Source organism: Bacillus sp. RCC_6_1, assembly GCF_041360755.1.
In the GTDB taxonomy this organism is placed as follows: Bacteria; Bacillota; Bacilli; order Bacillales; family Bacillaceae_G; genus Bacillus_A; species Bacillus_A cereus.
In genome coordinates this window covers 786719-803756 of sequence record NZ_JBFUPV010000001.1, presented here as the reverse complement: position 1 = coordinate 803756, position 17038 = coordinate 786719, and the positions used below count along the sequence as shown (strand labels likewise).

The window sequence follows — 17038 nt, the reverse complement described above, 5'->3', positions numbered from 1 at the left end:
TGAATGTAGTGATACAGTCTGTATTACCGGTGCAACAAAGTTTACCTCCGCAAAAAGAAAAAGGGCTAGAAGTACAATCAAAAAATGAAGATTCTTCATTCGATCGTACGATGAGAATGGAAAATAAAAAACAGCCGCAAACGGAGAAAACGAAACGAGAAGAAGCACCAAAAGAAGAGAGAAAAGATTATATTCTTTCTAAAAAATCGGTAACGGAAGAAGAACCTATTGTAAAGAAAGAAGAAAAAAAAGAGACAGAACAGTTGTTATTAGCTGTATCTGAGCAAATGGTTGCAATTGAGCAATTACATGTGCAGCCGGAATTGTTATATCAATACATACAAAAAATACAAGAGCTATATAAAGAATATGGCAATATTAAACTTAATGAATTACCTGCAGCTGAATTACAACAATTACAAGAACTTCTTTCAAATATGAATATCAAAAATGCTATATGTTTAGAAGATACAATGCAAATGGTATTAGAAAAAATGAAGATGCCAGAGCAAGCGATGCAAGCATTGAAGGCTGTAGAAACAGAAACTTGTAATATTGCAAAGGAACAAGAAGAGTTTAAAGAGGTAGATCTTCCGAAACTTGAGAGCGATGATGCAAAGGTAGAGTTGCCAGAAGTTGATGCATTAAACGATTCGAGCTCTGCAGGTGCAGAATTATTAAATAAAACGACGAGTACCGAACAAATAGGGAAATCAAATAGTGGTGCTGAGAAAGTTTCGTTACCTGACTTAGGAAAGAAAATGGAAGCGCAAGTAGAAGCGCTGCAAAAATTTGTAGTGAAACAAGAACGTGTTTTATTCCAGTTAAATCCAGAAAAACTTGGTACATTAACAGTGTTTATGAAAAAACACGGAGATCAAATTGACGTTCACGTAGAAATGGAAAAACACGATGCGAAAAAACGTGTTGAAATCATTTTTGATGAATTGAGATTAAAGTTAAAAGAAAAAGAAATCAATATTCAAATTAGCTATTCAGATAAAGATGAAAATCGTAAAGAACAGCGAGAACAAGAGCAAAGGCAAAAACAGAAATTAGCAAATACAAATCATGAAAAACAACAATCAACAGAATTTGCGGGATTATTGGAGGAATAAAGCGTGCCAACAGTTGGATTAAATACAACGAGTACAAATCATATTCCGTTACAAGCAGGAGCGCAAAAAAGTAATGTACCTGTTAATGGTGTACAATCGCCAGTGCAACAAAGTAATGGAGTTTCAGCAGGAGCGCAAAAGACTCCTGGGGTAATGGGGAAAGATGATTTCTTAAAATTGTTTTTATCAAGTTTCCAACATCAAGATCCATTTAATGCGATGGATATGAATCAAATGATGAATCAGACAGCGCAGTTATCTCTTATGGAACAAGTACAGAATATGACGAAAGCAGTAGATAAGCTGCAATCAACGATGTATTCAACAGCACTTGATGGTGGAATGAAGTTTTTAGGGAAATACGTAAGAGGTGTTGACGGTGACGGAAACAAAGTAACCGGTCAAGTAGAAACAGTTCGTCTTGCGGAAAATAACGATGTACAGCTCGTTATTAATAATAAAGTTGTCTCTCTTCGTTTCGTTGAGAGAGTGTCTGATAAACCGATTGGGGAAACGAACCCAGAAGACGCAAAGAAAGACGATCAAAAAGTAACTGAAGAAGTAAAAAATACAAATTCATAAGGAGTGTCCATACGTTATGATTAAAGCGTTATATACAAGTATTACAGGGATGAATGCAACACAAAATGCATTAAGTGTAACTTCAAATAATATTGCCAATGCACAAACAGTAGGTTATAAAAAACAAAAAGCAATGTTTGATGATTTACTATATAACAATTCGATTGGTGCAAAAGGTGACGGTAAATACGCAGGAACGAATCCGAAAAGTATTGGTAACGGTGTGAAAATGAGTGGTACGGTTACGGATTATAGTGATGGTACAATTACGTTAACAGGTGGCAAAACACAAGCAGCAATGGAAGGTAATGGTTTCTTCGTTGTAGGTGATTCAAAAGGCGGAAATATGGAATTTACTCGTAAAGGTACGTTTGGGATATCTTCAGATTACTATATTACGAATACTGAAGGTCAATACGTGTTTGCATACCCTGCAAATGAGGCAACTGGTGAAGTTGATTTATCTGGAATTCCAGGACCGTTGCAAATTCCAATGGGAACAGCAATTGGTGGTATTCGAACATCGAAAGGGACAATTAAAGGAAATATTCCAACTGGTGAAAAACAAATTACACAAGATTTACCTGTATATGATAATGCGGGGAATACATGGACAATGCGTGTAGAGTTTAAACAAACGAGTGAACATAACTATACATATAAAGTACAAATGCGCAATGACTCGAAAAAAGAAACAGAGTTTAAAGATGTTCCAGGTGCAGGTGGTAATATGACATTTGATGCTGTTGGAAATCCAAATCCGAAAGAGCAAGGAGCTAATATTCCATTTGATGGCGGCTCTATAAAATTAGACTTAAGCCATTTAACAAATCATCCAACAGATAAAACATTATCAGTAACAGACGTAGATGGTAGAGCAGCAGCGACGGTTAAAGATTGCTTCATTGCTGACGGTGGATATGTGATGGTAAAATATTCTGATGGAAGCATGAAATCTGCAGGCCAATTAGCTGTTGCGATGTTCCCGAACGAAGGCGGACTAATGAAAACAGGTAATGGTAACTATACAGCAACGAATACAACAGGTATTTTAGCTCTTGGTACATCTGGTCAAAACGGTGCGGGTAAAGTACGTGGTGGTGCACAAGAAGGTGCAAACGTAGATTTATCTGTAGAATTCGTTGACTTAATGTTATATCAACGCGGATTCCAAGGAAATGCGAAAGTTATTAAAGTTTCAGATGAAGTATTAAATGAAGTTGTAAACTTAATTCGATAATATATATCGCATGGAAAAAATGTAATGGAGTAGAAAGGGTTTTTTATTCGTATGACAAGACAAGAGCGAATTTTACAATTGCCTTTTTTCGAAAATAAACGTGAACTTGCCGAGCAAGTATTAAAAATAGAACGAGAAGAGCATGTATATTTACCAGATCAATTTGAAATTAAGCAAGTGCCACCGTATTCATTTGGCGAAAAACAAGCAATCATTGGCCGTATCCATGAGTTTTATTTCATAAGTGTTGGTAGCGATACTGTTTGGAAGTATCAACTGTTTAAGGATGAGATGAAGTGTCGTGAGTTTTTTGTTATGTTGCCAAATATTACGGATCAGCAGATAGCGTTTTGGTTTAATAACATAGAGTTATTGAAAAGTTCTTAAAAAGATCTAAAAAGCTCTTTTTAGGGTTGACGAGAGGACCCAGCGTTGTTTTTGAGCGGTTAGTGCCTAATAGGGCCTCGACTGGTGTGTAAGGACAAAGGTATGGAGAGTTACTAGGGTAGTATAAAAAGAGGTAAGCAAAGTTTAGTGTGGATAAACAGTTATGGTCCAGAAGAGCTCCTAGTTGTAAGAATAGAGCTATGGAGGCGTACTGAGATAGTTGGGGATGAGATAATCATTTCATAGTAGGACAGTGCCTTCTGGATAGTATGTGACAATAGATTTTTATAAAAGGAGAGGTGAGGAGGATGGCGCAAAATAAGTATCGCGTTACATTCATTTCGCCGAGTGAGGTTGAGCAGCGGACTGTAATGGCGGCGAATAGTTTGCCAGATTTAATTCGTAAAGTAGAAAGTATTATCGCAGATCCAAACGGTTATTTTGTGAATGATAAAAAAAATAATTGTTATTTTAAAGTGATTAAAGAAAATGTTACGTTTATTCAATATGAGTTACTATTTTCGGATAAGGAAATTCATATTGAAAAATTAAAACATATAGCACCGGCAGTATTAAAGCGATTATTCGAAAAAATAAATGACCCGGAATTATATGCACTCGCGCTACTTGATGTTGATATAGCAACGAAAGAATATGTGCTAGCAGAAATGAATTCTGAACTGAGAATAAGAGTAGAGACAGAGCTTTCGAAAAAATGGGAAGCAATGCCGACGGAAATTGTAGGTGCACAAGAAGTTTTATTAGAGGCACTTGCTTCGTTTATACAAGATTAATTGTTTTTTTTATAAAATGAATCGTTCGACTATCTATATTTTTTATATAGGTAGTTGACTTTTTCTCTTTTATAAAGCTTAATAATTAGATATACGGAATTAATGGAAGGGGAGCGACACCTTTATGTCACAAGCACAAAGTATTTTATTAGAAAGCGGAACAAATGAATTAGAGATTGTTACGTACACTGTTGGTGAAAACCTATTTAGTATTAATGTAATGAAAGTACGTGAAATCATTAATCCATTTCCTGTTACAACTGTGCCAGAATCTCATCATGCAGTTGAAGGTGTTGTTCAAGTACGTGGTGAAATTTTACCTGTTATTAACTTGGCAATGGCTCTTAATTTAAAGTCAACAAAGCCACTTGATCAAACGAAATTTATCATCTCAGAATTAAACCAAATGAAAGTTATTTTCCGCGTGGATGAAGTGCATCGTATTCAACGTATTTCGTGGGAACAAATTGATGAACCAGCTTCATTATCTATGGGACTAGAAGAAACGACATCTGGTATTGTAAAACTAGATGGAAAAATCATCTTATTATTAGATTATGAAAAAATTGTATGTGAAATTAGCGGCACTGGTTATGACAATAAATCAATTGCAGGGTTAGAACAAAAAACAGATCGAGCTGAAAAAGTAATTTATATTGCAGAAGATTCAGCGATGCTTCGTCAAATATTAGAAGAAACATTATCATCAGCTGGATATACGAAAATGAACTTCTTCAGCAATGGTGCAGAAGCGTTAGCGCAAATTGAAAAATTAGCGAAAGAGCAAGGAGAGAAAATGTTTGAACATATTCACTTGCTAATTACCGATATTGAAATGCCAAAAATGGATGGACATCATTTAACGAAAGTGGTTAAGGATAGTGAAGTAATGAATCGTCTACCAGTCATTATTTTCTCTTCATTAATTACAAATGAATTATTCCATAAAGGTGAAGCTGTAGGAGCAAATGCTCAAGTAAGTAAGCCAGATATTCAAGAGCTAATTGGTTTAGTTGATAAGTTAGTGTTGTAAGAAAAGTACTTTTTTAGCTGGAATAGAGGAACTAGCTATGTGTGGCAGCGGTCAGTGCCTAATAGAGACCCATGCGATGTAAGACCAGAGATATGGAGTGTTTTTTGGGTAAATGGGACGAGAGAGCCGCCGAGATAGCTTTAGAAGAAGCGAAACTTCGATTGAGGATTTGAAGACTGGGTTTATAACTCTATTTTGTTAGAGAGGAGAAGGAATTAGCCATGTGTAGTATTGGCTAGTTCCTTTTTAGTATTATATACTTTAAATTGGTAGAAAAATGAAAGGTTCCTTGGGTGTTTGTCGCTGTATGTGTGAATAATCTTTATTTAGAGATTTTTGATTTAAAAATATAAGCAAACGTATTTTCGATTGTTATTTTAGTAATATTTCGTGGTAACGCAAATTTTTTCGGTGAAAAAATATTCAAAATACCATATAATATAATTAAATGTAATTAATATGCAATTTTGCATATTAATAAAAAACATTTTCCAAATTTTTATACTTTCTATACATTTTTGTATGTTTATTATTTGACAGATAATTTCGAACTGTTATAATATGGATATGTAAAAATTGCTATTTTCTTAAAAGACATGGGAGTCAGATGAGAATTGTGAAAGGATGAGGGGGAGTGGCACAGATTATGTATCACCACACAGCAATTAATGTATTAGGTCTTTTACAAAACATGTCAAATAATAAAATGAACGATATGCAACTAGAAGCGGAATTTAAAAAAATAGAAAAAGAATTCCAAGTAAAGTATGAAGAGTTAGTTGATTTACATAATAGAATGGTATTATTTCAAATAGATATAGAAAAAAATGGCGGGATGCGAGCATATGAAAAATCAGCAATTACATGGCTGAAGTCTGAACTAGAGCTACTGTATGAAGTGTATCAATTTTGTCAACGTCACGGTTTAAACATTTTAAATATTTCAAAATACGTAAGTAAAAATGAACTAAATCTTTTTCCAAAAACAGAAAGTCAATTGCAAAATACGTATTATAAATTAAAAAAACGTGAAATACCGTTTGAAAATATTGAAAAACAAAAACCAGGACGAAAGCGAAAATATATACCAGTAAAAGAGACAATCGTTGCAAGAAAACAAGAAAACGAGTACGAATTAAAAGAAGAAATCCAGCATAAAGAGGATGAAAAAAATCTTGTAACAGTTATATCTGGTATCGTTGATAACTTTGAAACAATTAATCAATGTAGTGAAAGGAAAGAAGACGAACTACATCAGTTTATGGAAGGTATTTATAAGCTTTCTAGCATGGCAGCAGGGCGTTCTAGAGAAGCAAAGAACACACGTAGTCTAGAAGATGAATTGCAGTCGTTACAACTAGAAAATGAAAGGCTAAAACGAGAGAAAGAAGAGCTTGTACAAGATATTAAAGGTATGACGCAGCTTTTAATTCATTTCATTACAAGTTCTGATATCGATCAAATTCGTAAATTACCAACTTTCGTACAAGATTGTAAAATGGAATTACATAAACTTGGGCTATATAATGCACAAGACGGAAAAATGAAAATAATGGTTGACCGTAGCGGACAAGTTATGACGGTAACACAGTAATAAAATTTGGGTACAAAATAAAAGGGAGATACATAGTTTATATGTATTTCCCTTTTGTTTTGTATGGAATCGTTCCAAAGAAGGAAGATTAATTTTCATGATTGTAGTAGTTTAGAGACCATTTGCGGAATTTGGTTCGCTTGTGAAACCATACTAAGTGCAACTTCAGTCAATAATTTGAACTTTAAAAAATCACTCATCTCCTGCGCCATGTCTGCATCTTCAATTAGAGATGCAGCATCTGTTAACGCCATACTTTGATTATTTAAATTTTCAATATTAAACTGTAAACGATTTATCATTGCACCAAGGTCGGCACGATGAAGTGACACACTTTGCAAAGCCTCTTCGATTTTACGAATTGCCGTTCTTGCTTCTTGTTCCGTTGAAATCTTGATGTCATGTTGTGTAGGGGAAGGGGGAATATGTTTCGTCATATTTATTGTATGACCGATATCGTCTAATGTAATAGGGCGGTTTTGACCGTCAAATACGGATAAATCATTAAACTCAGTCGTCTCGCCAATATAGCCAATTTGTTCTGTTAAAGATTGAAACTCTTTATTCAGCGAATGACAGTTTTTATTTGAATTTGTACCGTTTGAGGATTGAACGGCCAAATCACGCATACGCTGTAAAATATTCGTCACAGTTTGAAGGGCAGCTTCGGCCGTGCGAAGCATCGATATCGCATCCTCATTATTACGAATCGCCACGCGCATACCACTTGCTCTCGCATGCATACGAGTCACAATTGCAACATTAGCGGGATTATCAGAAGCATGGTTTAACTTCTTACCAGTCGCCAAATGCTCCATTGACACATTCATACGCTTCTCATTCTCATACAACGACTGCCTAGCATTCCTACTTAAAACATTCGTACCAATACGCATAATAGACACTCCTTATAGATTGATATAGTCAGTGTTCTAAAGCTAATAAACGGTTATGAAGAGAAAAAGAGACTTATGCTCACTTTATCTTTTTGTTTTCATACACGGAACGAGAATAAAATAGGCCCTGACCGCTACTAAATATGGCTAGAGCTTCTCTTTAAGCTAAAAAAATCTTTCAATCTATCTATATAGAAAAAATAAACCTCTCTGCAAGCAGAGAGGTTTATTCAGGAAACTAACTCAAATGGCTTATTGTAATAATTTAGAAACCATTTGTGGAGTTTGGTTTGCTTGAGAAAGCATGCTGATACCAGCTTCGTTCAAGATTTTGAACTTAGTCATTTCAGACATTTCTTTCGCCATGTCAGCGTCTTCGATTTGAGAAGCAGAAGCTGCCATAGAGTTTTCTTGGCTCTTAAGGTTTGTTACGTTAAAGTCAAGGCGGTTTAATGTAGCACCTAAAGTAGCACGGCTAGAAGCAATTTTTTCAATTGCTTGATCAATCTTTTCAACAGCTGAAGATGGATCGAATGCTGCTCCTGTAGGTTTCGTTAGTTTTGCAAATTCTTTATTAATGTTTTCTGCAGCAGCTGTAAGAGCAGGTTCATCAACTTTTGGATCACCAGTTGGATTAGCTAATGTTTTATCATAAGTTTTGAAAAGATCATTCATTTTCTCTACTTCTGCTGCTGAGTAACCTGATTTGACTTTATCAAAAGCATTTTTTGCATCTTTAACGTCTTGAGCTTGTACTGCTCCATCTGTAGCAGGTTTTTCTAGTCGTTTCATAGAATTATCAAGAGTTTCAAGATCATTTTTGTTAACTGTGTTTGAACCAATTGCTAAATCTTTAATATCTAAGTTTTTAAGTGATGCAGAATCAAGTGAAATTGTAATTTGTTTAGTTTTATCATGTGAGTCAAGAGTTTGGATATTAATTGTATTATTAGATCCATCTAATAATTTTTTGTCGTTAAATTCAGTGTTGTCCGCAATGTATTGAATTTGTTCTTTTAATTGATCAAATTCTTTTTGCATTGCAGCTTGGTTTTTATCAGTATTAGTACCACTTGCAGATTGGTTTGCAAGGTCACGCATACGAAGTAAGATGTTTGACACAGAGTTTAAAGCTGAGTCAGCTGTACGAATTAAAGACATACCGTCTTCTGTATTACGGGCTGCAACGTTTAAGCCACCTTCACGTGAACGCATACGAGTTGCGATTGCAAGACCTGCTGCATCGTCAGAAGCGTTGTTGATACGTTTACCGCTTGATAAACGGTCCATAGAATTGCTCATTTTTGCTTGGTTTTGGCGCATGTACTCTTGAGTACGCATGCTGTTAATGTTTGTATTAATTCTCATGTTAAGAAACCCCCATTTTTTTATATTGACTTTTCTGCAAATTGAAAAACGGTAATATGCGAAAAAATCAATTTCGAGATTTATTGTAATCCCTGTCATAGCGGGTGTCAACTAAAAATTCGAATTAATAAATATAAAAAAATAACAGTTTAACAATATATTCATTTTTTTATTACATAATTATTAAAAGGATTATTGCAAACTTTAAAAAAAAACTCTAATATTAGATTATCTTTGTTTACCGAAAAGGTGATATTATGATAGTTGGAAATATAGTAAAAGAAGTGCTTGCATATAAGAAAGGGCAAATTCAGCAAAAGCTAAGTAGTCCACAAGCATTTGTTAGTAGTCGTTTTCAAGAGAAGTTGCAGAGTGAACCTGCGAAGGAGACGAAGGCTACTACGCAGCCGGCAAAAGTAGAAGATATGAGTCAGCCGGTACAATCTACGAAAATAGAAGCGGTTGTTAATAAACCGGCAGAAACTATTAATAAAGTAGAGGAAGCGAGTAAGCTTGAAGAAAAGGCTGAAACGAAGAAAGCAGATGAAGTGCAAGTTGCGCAAAAAGAGTTTGAACGACGTTTCCCAGAAACGAAAAATGAGGCCGCTGATACGTGGGAATTAACGAAGAAGTATAATATTCAAAAAATACGTTCTTCCAATGAAGGCAAGTATGAGGATATTATTGATCGAGTAAGTCGTACATATGGAATTCCAAAAACGTTAATTCAAAAAATGATTGAAGTAGAGTCTAATTTTAATCCGAAAACGGTGTCACATGCAGGTGCGATGGGTCTTATGCAGCTTATGCCAGCGAATGTGAAGGAGATGGGTGTGAAGAATCCCTTTTCACCAGCTGAAAGTATTGAAGGTGGCGTGAAAGAGTTAAGCGGTTATTTAAAGAAAAATAACGGCGACTTAGTATTGGCACTTGCTTCTTATAATGCTGGTCCTGGGAATGTGAGAGAGTACGGAGGCGTACCGCCATTTAAAGAAACGCAAGGATATATTAAAAAAATATTAAATATCGACGTTTCAAAATAAGAAGTTTCATATATAGAGAGAACATGAAATTTTCGTGAACATGATATGGGAGTTGGCTAGATTTGAAATTACAAGATGATATTCCGTTAACAATTTATTTTGAAATCGGAAATACGAAAAAGAAAATTGAAGATCTGCTTCATATTACGAAAGGTACATTGTATCGTCTTGAAAATTCAACGAAAAATACGGTGCGTCTTATGCTTGAGAATGAAGAGATTGGAACCGGAAAGATTTTGACGAAGAATGGAAAGATGTACGTTGAAATCGTTGAATTGAAAAGGTAGGGAAGGGGATTGTCATGAGTGGCGAAAAATTAAGCCAAGAGCAAATTGATGCCCTGCTGAAGGCGGTAAATGAAGGCGAGGAAATGCCAGCTTTCGCACAAGAAGCAGGAAAGCAAGAGAAATTTCAAGAGTATGATTTTAATAGACCAGAGAAGTTCGGTGTTGAGCATTTACGTAGTTTGCAAGCGATTGCTTCTACGTTTGGAAAACAGACGTCACAGACGTTATCAGCGCGTATGCGTATTCCAATTGAACTAGAACCTTCAACAGTTGAGCAAGTTCCATTTACGAGTGAGTATGTGGAGAAAATGCCGAAAGATTATTATTTATATTGCGTAATTGATCTCGGTTTACCAGAGCTTGGAGAAATTGTTATTGAGATTGATTTAGCATTCGTTATTTATATTCATGAATGTTGGCTTGGCGGAGATAGTAAGCGTAACTTTACGATGCGCAGACCGTTAACAGCGTTTGAGTTTTTAACGCTGGATAATATATTCTTACTTCTTTGTAAAAATTTAGAGCAATCATTTGAAAGTGTTGTTGCGATTGAACCGAAATTTGTAACGACAGAAACAGATCCGAATGCATTAAAGATTACGACAGCGAGTGATATCATTTCATTACTTAACGTAAATATGAAAACAGAGTTTTGGAATACGACGGTGCGTATCGGAATTCCATTCTTATCTGTTGAAGAAATTATGGATAAGTTAACGTCTGAAAATATTGTCGAACATTCTTCAGACAAGCGTAAAAAGTATACGTCTGAAGTGGAAATGAAAGTAAATCAAGTGTACAAACCTGTTCACGTTGCAATTGGTGAGCAGAAAATGACAATGAGTGAGATTGAACAAATTGAAGAAGGCGATATTATTCCGCTTCATACGAAAGTTTCGGATGAATTACTTGGTTATGTAGATGGAAAGCATAAATTTAATTGTTTTATTGGAAAAGATGGAACGCGTAAGGCGCTCCTATTTAAAAGTTTTGTAGAGTAGGAGGATCCATATGAAGCATGAAGTATCTCCCGTGTCATTAATGGGATTAGAAGATTTTGCAGGAAAGCGAAATGAAGCAGGTAAAGCACATATTGATACTGTTTCAGATATTTCGATTGAACTTGGTGTAAAGCTTGGAAAGTCATCTATTACACTTGGTGATGTAAAGCAGTTAAAAGTTGGCGATGTTCTGGAAGTAGAGAAAAACTTAGGACATAAAGTAGATGTGTATTTAAGTAATATGAAAGTCGGCATCGGTGAAGCAATCGTAATGGACGAGAAATTCGGTATTATCATTTCTGAAATTGAAGCTGATAAGAAACAAGCGGCGCTTATGAAAGCGCAAAGTCAAATGCAAGATAAAGAGTAGAGGAGGAGTCATATGTCGTATATGACGACCTTATTTCAAGTCGTTTTACTGTTTGGTGCGCTCGGCTACGGTGCATATTATATGACGAAAAAGACGCGCAAACAGCAGTTTTTTAAGCAGGGTGAAAATGGCCATATTCAAGTAAAAGACGGTGTGTATTTAAATCATCAAACGAGTGCCTTTTTATTTGAAGTGGACGGAAAGCAAGTGTTCACTGTTATTAGTAATAACGGTGTGCAGTCTGTGCAATTAACCGGAACAGGAAATCAGTTTCAACAAGCACTAGAAGACGCGGTGAAGAGTGAAACGAAAAAAGTAGAGGATCCATCATGAGAATAAAGAAACAGTTATCATTATTAGCCGTTATTTTCGTATTTTCTATCGTTTTTTCAATTATTTTTGTAAATCCAGCGTATGCAGCCCCGAACGGTTTTATTAATTTCGAAAATGGAAAAGAGTTTACGAGTAATTCAAGTGTACAACTATTTGCGCTCGTTACCCTTTTATCATTATCTTCTTCTATCGTTCTATTATTTACACATTTTACTTATTTTATGATCGTTCTAGGGATTACACGTCAAGGACTTGGGGTAATGAATTTACCACCAAACCAAGTGCTTGTTGGACTTGCATTATTTTTATCACTCTTTACGATGCAGCCTGTACTCGGGCAACTGAAGAGTGATGTGTGGGATCCGATGACGAAAGAGAAAATAACAGTAAGTCAAGCTGCGGAAACGACAGCTCCTATTATGAAAGAATATATGTCAAAGCATACGTATAAGCATGATTTAAAAATGATGCTGAAAGTACGCGGAGAAGAGTTGCCGAAAGATTTAAAGGATCTTTCCTTATTTACACTCGTACCATCCTTTACGTTAACGCAAATTCAAAAAGGGTTACTTACAGGGATGTTCATTTATTTAGCGTTTGTATTTATAGATTTGATTATTAGTACACTTTTAATGTACCTCGGGATGATGATGGTACCGCCGATGATTTTAAGTTTACCGTTTAAAATACTCGTTTTCGTATATTTAGGTGGATATACAAAAATCGTCGATATTATGTTTAAGACGGTCGCCTGAAGCGCTGGATGCTATGTGATAGGAGTCATATAAATGAATACGTCACCAATTATAGATATTTTCCAAACCTTTTTTTATAAAGGGGTTATGATTTTAATGCCGATTGCCGTTGTAAGTCTGATTGTCGTTATTATTATCGCGGTTATTATGGCAATGATGCAAATTCAAGAGCAAACGCTGACGTTTTTACCGAAAATGGCGAGTATTGTCCTCGTTATTATCATTTTAGGTCCGTGGATGTTCCAAGAGTTAACGACACTTATTTTAGATTTATTTGATAAAATCCCATCGCTATTGCGTTCGTACTAAGATAGGTGAACTGAAATGAATATGGAATTATGGGCGGCAACGTTTTTTGCGTTTTGCCGCATTACTTCATTTTTATATTTTTTACCGTTTTTCTCAGGACGATCCATTCCAGCAATGGCGAAGGTTACAGTTGGACTTGCTCTTTCAATTACAGTGGCTGATCAAGTGGATGTCTCTCACATCAAGACAGTTTGGGACGTTGCAGCTTATGCAGGAACGCAAATTGTAATTGGATTATCACTTTCAAAAATTGTAGAAATGCTGTGGAACATTCCGAAAATGGCTGGACATATTTTAGACTTTGATATCGGTTTATCACAAGCAAGTTTGTTTGATGTAAATGCGGGCTCACAGTCTACTTTACTATCAACCATTTTTGATATATTTTTTCTCATTATTTTTATTTCACTTGGCGGCATTAATTATTTCGTTGCCACGATTTTAAAGTCGTTTCAATATACAGAGGCGATTTCAAAATTGTTGACGACTAGTTTCTTAGATAGTCTACTCGCAACGCTATTATTTGCGATCACATCAGCGGTTGAAATTGCTCTTCCGCTTATGGGAAGTTTATTCATCATTAACTTTGTTCTAATTTTAATTGCAAAAAACGCTCCGCAATTAAACGTTTTTATGAATGCATACGTAATTAAAATTACGTGCGGTATTTTGTTTATTGCGATGAGTGTACCGATGCTCGGTTATGTGTTTAAAAATATGACGGATGTATTACTTGAAGAGTATACGAAACTATTTAACTTTTTCTTAACGAAGTAGGGGGACGCGCATGGCAAAGGATAATAAAACAGAAAAGGCCACCCCGCAGAAGCGTAAAAAATCGCGTGAAGAAGGGAATATTGCCCGGAGTAAAGATTTAAATAATTTATTTTCCATTCTCGTATTAGCAGTTGTCGTTTATTTCTTCGGAGATTGGCTAGGGTATGAGATTGCAAATTCCGTAGCGGTGCTGTTTGATCAAATTGGAAAAAATACAGATTCAACCGAGTATTTTTATTTAATGGGGATTTTATTACTGAAAGTATCGGCTCCGATATTAATACTCGTATACGCTTTTCATTTATTCAATTATATGATTCAAGTCGGCTTCCTATTTTCTTCTAAAGTCATTAAACCGAAAGCGTCACGTATTAATCCGAAAAACTATTTTACGAGACTGTTTAGTCGTAAAAGTTTAGTAGATATTTTGAAATCACTATTTTATATGGGATTAATCGGTTACGTCGCTTACGTTCTCTTTAAAAAGAATTTAGAGAAAATTGTCAGTATGATTGGATTTAACTGGACTGCGTCACTTACTGAAATTATTAGGCAAATTAAATTTATTTTCTTAGCAATTTTAATTATTTTAATCGTTCTTTCTATTATTGATTTCATTTATCAAAAATGGGAGTACGAGCAAGATATTAAGATGAAAAAAGAAGAAGTGAAACAAGAGCATAAAGATAATGAAGGGGACCCGCAAGTTAAAGGGAAACGAAAAAACTTTATGCATGCAATCTTGCAAGGAACAATTGCGAAGAAGATGGATGGCGCAACGTTTATTGTAAACAACCCGACTCATATTTCGGTCGTACTTCGTTACAATAAACACGTTGATGCAGCACCAATTGTCGTTGCAAAAGGGGAAGATGAGCTCGCATTATATATACGAACGCTTGCCCGTGAACAAGAAATACCAATGGTGGAAAACCGTCCGCTTGCTCGTTCTTTATATTATCAAGTCGAGGAAGATGAGACGATTCCAGAAGATTTATACGTAGCTGTAATTGAAGTTATGCGCTATTTAATTCAGACGAACGAACTTGAAGTATAATAGCGCGTTTGGAGGAGATCTCTTTGTTTAAGATAGAGTCTGCAAGAACCTATTTTTCTATCTTTTTAGCAGCGTCATTCGTAGTGGCGCTCTTAATTCCACTTCCACCATTTATACTTGATATCATTATCGTTTTTCTACTAAGTATGTCAGTGCTTATTTATATGCGAGCGACAAGTATTAACGAGTGGGATGAATTAAAGTCATTTCCAACGATGTTGTTATTAATCGGGATTTTCCGCGTATCGATTAACGTTTCGACGACGCGAGCGATTTTGACAGATGGAAATGCAGGTCATGTTATTGAAGAGTTCGGCCAGTTCGTAATTGGCGGAAACTTATTAATTGGTATCGTTATTTTTACAGTATTAATCATATTCCAGTTTATCGTTGCAAACGGTGCGTCTCGTACAGCTGAAGTAGCAGCTCGTTTTACACTTGATTCTTTACCAGGGAAACAAATGTCTATCGATGCTGATTTAAACCAGCGTATTATTTCAGAAAAAGATGCACAAGCAAAACGAAAAAAATTAAATATGGAAACAGAGTTTTATGGGGCGATGGATGGTGCCGGAAAGTTCATTAAAGGGGACGTTATTTTCGGGATTGTCATTTTATTCGTAAACATTATTTTCGGTTTAATTGTCGGCATGATGCAGCAAGGGATGAGCTTTGCAGATGCGGCTCTTCATTACACGCAGCTAACTGTCGGTGACGGAATCGTAAACCAAATTGGATCGCTAATGCTTGCAATTTCAACAGGTATTATCGTAACTCGTGTATTTGACGGCTCACCAGATACAGTAACAGAAGGTATCTTTAAAGAGTTATTAGCGCATGAAGTCGTTGTATATGCGCTCGGTGGTTTATTTATCGCAATGGGTATTTTTACTCCGCTACCGTTTCTACCATTCGCACTCGTTGGCGGAACAATTATCTTCTTAGGAATTCGTAATAAAAATCGAATAAAGAAAGAAAAAGAAGACGAGCTTCAAAAAGAAATAGAAATGATCCAAGGCGAAGATGAGCAACTGCAACAAGTGGAAGATTCATTCGGAGTATTTACGGACAAATATCCAATTATAGTAGAACTCGGTTTAGATTTAGCGGCACTTGTAAAGCAAAAAATTAACGGGGAAACAGCGCGTGATAAAGTTGTTCTTATGAGGAAGTCGATTATTACTGACCTTGGTATTAATGTTCCTGGAATTAACTTTAAAGATAATACGAGTTTTAGACCACGCGGACGTTACATTATTCGGATTAAAGGTGCGAAGGCGGCTGAAGGTGTTTTAAAATCAGGTTATTTATTAGCACTGAAAACACCAAACGTAATGGCTGATTTAGATGCAGAGCCAGCGAAAGATCCAATTTTCGGTGAAGATGGATATTGGATTTTAGAGCATATGGTGCAAGATGCACAAATGAAAGGCTATCAAGTGTTAGAGCCACTTAGCATATTAATTACACATTTAGATGTTGTCGTTAGACGTAATCTTCATGAATTAATTCAGCGCCAACATGTAAAAGACTTAATTAACTCGCTTGAAAATGATAATGGCGTTCTATTAGAAGAGATTAAGAAAAAAGAAATTGATTTATCACTCGTTCAAAATGTTATTAAACAACTTCTAAAAGAAGGTATTTCTATTCGTGATTTACCAACAATTATTGAAGGTATTATTGACGGCAAAGAAATTTATCAAAACCACGTGGATGGTGTAACATCATTTGTTCGTGAATGTATTTCAAAAGTTATTTGTGAAAACGCGAAAAATCCGGACGGAAAAATATATGCAGCGCTCTTCTCTGATTCAATCGAGTTAGATGCGGATGTTGTGAATAATTCATATCAAGGTTACTTATTAAACTGGGATTTAGATTTAGAAACACGTGTCGTTGAGCAAGTGCAGCGCGTCTTTAAGCAAGCACGTTTAATGGGAAGAGAGCCAGTGTTATTAACACGTAGAAAAGATTTTAGATTTGCGATTGTAAGACTGCTAGAACGTTATCAAGTGGAAGCACAAGTACTTTGTATTAGTGAATTAGCACCAGAAATTGTTGTGGATCAAATTGCCTATATTGAATAGTAGG

Annotated in this window: 19 protein-coding genes; 17 read left to right on the top strand and 2 right to left on the bottom strand. The window is 35.6% G+C overall.

The window, feature by feature from the left end; all coding sequences use genetic code 11:
- The first annotated feature begins 8 nt into the window (after window positions 1-8).
- The 7 genes from AB6801_RS03955 (at window position 9) to AB6801_RS03925 (ending at window position 6748) form a co-directional block, all read left to right on the top strand.
- A complete protein-coding gene (locus AB6801_RS03955; protein WP_044584277.1) occupies window positions 9-1118 on the top strand; it encodes a flagellar hook-length control protein FliK in 1110 nt (369 codons plus the stop codon).
- 3 nt (window positions 1119-1121) lie between these two features.
- Window positions 1122-1700: a flagellar hook assembly protein FlgD gene (locus AB6801_RS03950; RefSeq protein ID WP_001143460.1), complete on the top strand. Its 579-nt coding sequence runs from the start codon at window positions 1122-1124 to the stop codon at window positions 1698-1700.
- A gap of 16 nt (window positions 1701-1716) precedes the next feature.
- Window positions 1717-2940, top strand: coding sequence for a flagellar hook protein FlgE (locus tag AB6801_RS03945; protein ID WP_000588321.1), 1224 nt, complete (start codon window positions 1717-1719; stop codon window positions 2938-2940).
- A 51-nt stretch (window positions 2941-2991) separates the two neighbouring features.
- Window positions 2992-3327, top strand: a complete 336-nt coding sequence (locus AB6801_RS03940) for a DUF3964 family protein (protein ID WP_000198170.1) — start codon at window positions 2992-2994, stop codon at window positions 3325-3327.
- Window positions 3328-3635: 308 nt separating this feature from the next.
- Window positions 3636-4121, top strand: a complete 486-nt coding sequence (locus AB6801_RS03935) for a hypothetical protein (protein WP_053514211.1) — start codon at window positions 3636-3638, stop codon at window positions 4119-4121.
- A gap of 124 nt (window positions 4122-4245) precedes the next feature.
- Window positions 4246-5154: a chemotaxis protein gene (locus AB6801_RS03930; protein WP_000075943.1), complete on the top strand. Its 909-nt coding sequence runs from the start codon at window positions 4246-4248 to the stop codon at window positions 5152-5154.
- 646 nt (window positions 5155-5800) lie between these two features.
- Window positions 5801-6748: a DNA-binding domain-containing protein gene (locus AB6801_RS03925; protein ID WP_025967100.1), complete on the top strand. Its 948-nt coding sequence runs from the start codon at window positions 5801-5803 to the stop codon at window positions 6746-6748.
- 95 nt (window positions 6749-6843) lie between these two features.
- Here the strand turns inward: AB6801_RS03925 and AB6801_RS03920 are convergent, their stop codons facing one another.
- Together AB6801_RS03920 and AB6801_RS03915 are read right to left on the bottom strand one after the other, a co-directional pair.
- Window positions 6844-7644, bottom strand: a complete 801-nt coding sequence (locus AB6801_RS03920) for a flagellin N-terminal helical domain-containing protein (RefSeq protein WP_097999134.1) — start codon at window positions 7642-7644, stop codon at window positions 6844-6846.
- Between the two features lie 252 nt (window positions 7645-7896).
- Window positions 7897-9012, bottom strand: coding sequence for a flagellin N-terminal helical domain-containing protein (locus AB6801_RS03915; protein WP_097999135.1), 1116 nt, complete (start codon window positions 9010-9012; stop codon window positions 7897-7899).
- Window positions 9013-9269: 257 nt separating this feature from the next.
- On the opposite strand from AB6801_RS03915, the gene AB6801_RS03910 reads away from it, so the two are divergent.
- The 10 genes from AB6801_RS03910 (at window position 9270) to flhA (ending at window position 17034) form a co-directional block, all read left to right on the top strand.
- Window positions 9270-10055, top strand: a complete 786-nt coding sequence (locus AB6801_RS03910; protein WP_097999136.1) for a lytic transglycosylase domain-containing protein — start codon at window positions 9270-9272, stop codon at window positions 10053-10055.
- A gap of 62 nt (window positions 10056-10117) precedes the next feature.
- A complete protein-coding gene (locus AB6801_RS03905; RefSeq protein WP_000775712.1) occupies window positions 10118-10342 on the top strand; it encodes a flagellar motor switch protein FliN in 225 nt (74 codons plus the stop codon).
- A gap of 14 nt (window positions 10343-10356) precedes the next feature.
- Window positions 10357-11343: a flagellar motor switch protein FliM gene (gene fliM, locus AB6801_RS03900; protein WP_016117526.1), complete on the top strand. Its 987-nt coding sequence runs from the start codon at window positions 10357-10359 to the stop codon at window positions 11341-11343.
- Window positions 11344-11353: 10 nt separating this feature from the next.
- Entirely contained in the window at window positions 11354-11713 is a 360-nt protein-coding gene (fliN, locus tag AB6801_RS03895; RefSeq protein WP_000680010.1) for a flagellar motor switch protein FliN, read from the top strand.
- Between the two features lie 12 nt (window positions 11714-11725).
- Complete coding sequence (locus AB6801_RS03890; RefSeq protein WP_000121176.1) at window positions 11726-12046, top strand: hypothetical protein; 321 nt, start codon at window positions 11726-11728, stop codon at window positions 12044-12046.
- On the top strand, window positions 12043-12801 hold the full coding sequence (locus AB6801_RS03885; protein ID WP_001220582.1) for a flagellar type III secretion system pore protein FliP: 759 nt from the start codon (window positions 12043-12045) through the stop codon (window positions 12799-12801). Before AB6801_RS03890 ends, AB6801_RS03885 begins: the two co-directional genes overlap by 4 nt.
- Window positions 12802-12834: 33 nt before the next feature.
- Window positions 12835-13110 (top strand): flagellar biosynthetic protein FliQ, encoded by a 276-nt coding sequence (locus AB6801_RS03880; RefSeq protein ID WP_001098081.1) that lies wholly within the window; start codon window positions 12835-12837, stop codon window positions 13108-13110.
- Window positions 13111-13125: 15 nt separating this feature from the next.
- Window positions 13126-13887 (top strand): flagellar biosynthetic protein FliR, encoded by a 762-nt coding sequence (locus tag AB6801_RS03875; RefSeq protein ID WP_001055718.1) that lies wholly within the window; start codon window positions 13126-13128, stop codon window positions 13885-13887.
- Window positions 13888-13897: 10 nt separating this feature from the next.
- A complete protein-coding gene (gene flhB / locus AB6801_RS03870; RefSeq protein WP_001040114.1) occupies window positions 13898-14944 on the top strand; it encodes a flagellar type III secretion system protein FlhB in 1047 nt (348 codons plus the stop codon).
- 23 nt (window positions 14945-14967) lie between these two features.
- Window positions 14968-17034, top strand: coding sequence for a flagellar biosynthesis protein FlhA (gene flhA / locus AB6801_RS03865; protein ID WP_000472585.1), 2067 nt, complete (start codon window positions 14968-14970; stop codon window positions 17032-17034).
- The last annotated feature ends 4 nt before the right edge of the window (window positions 17035-17038 follow it).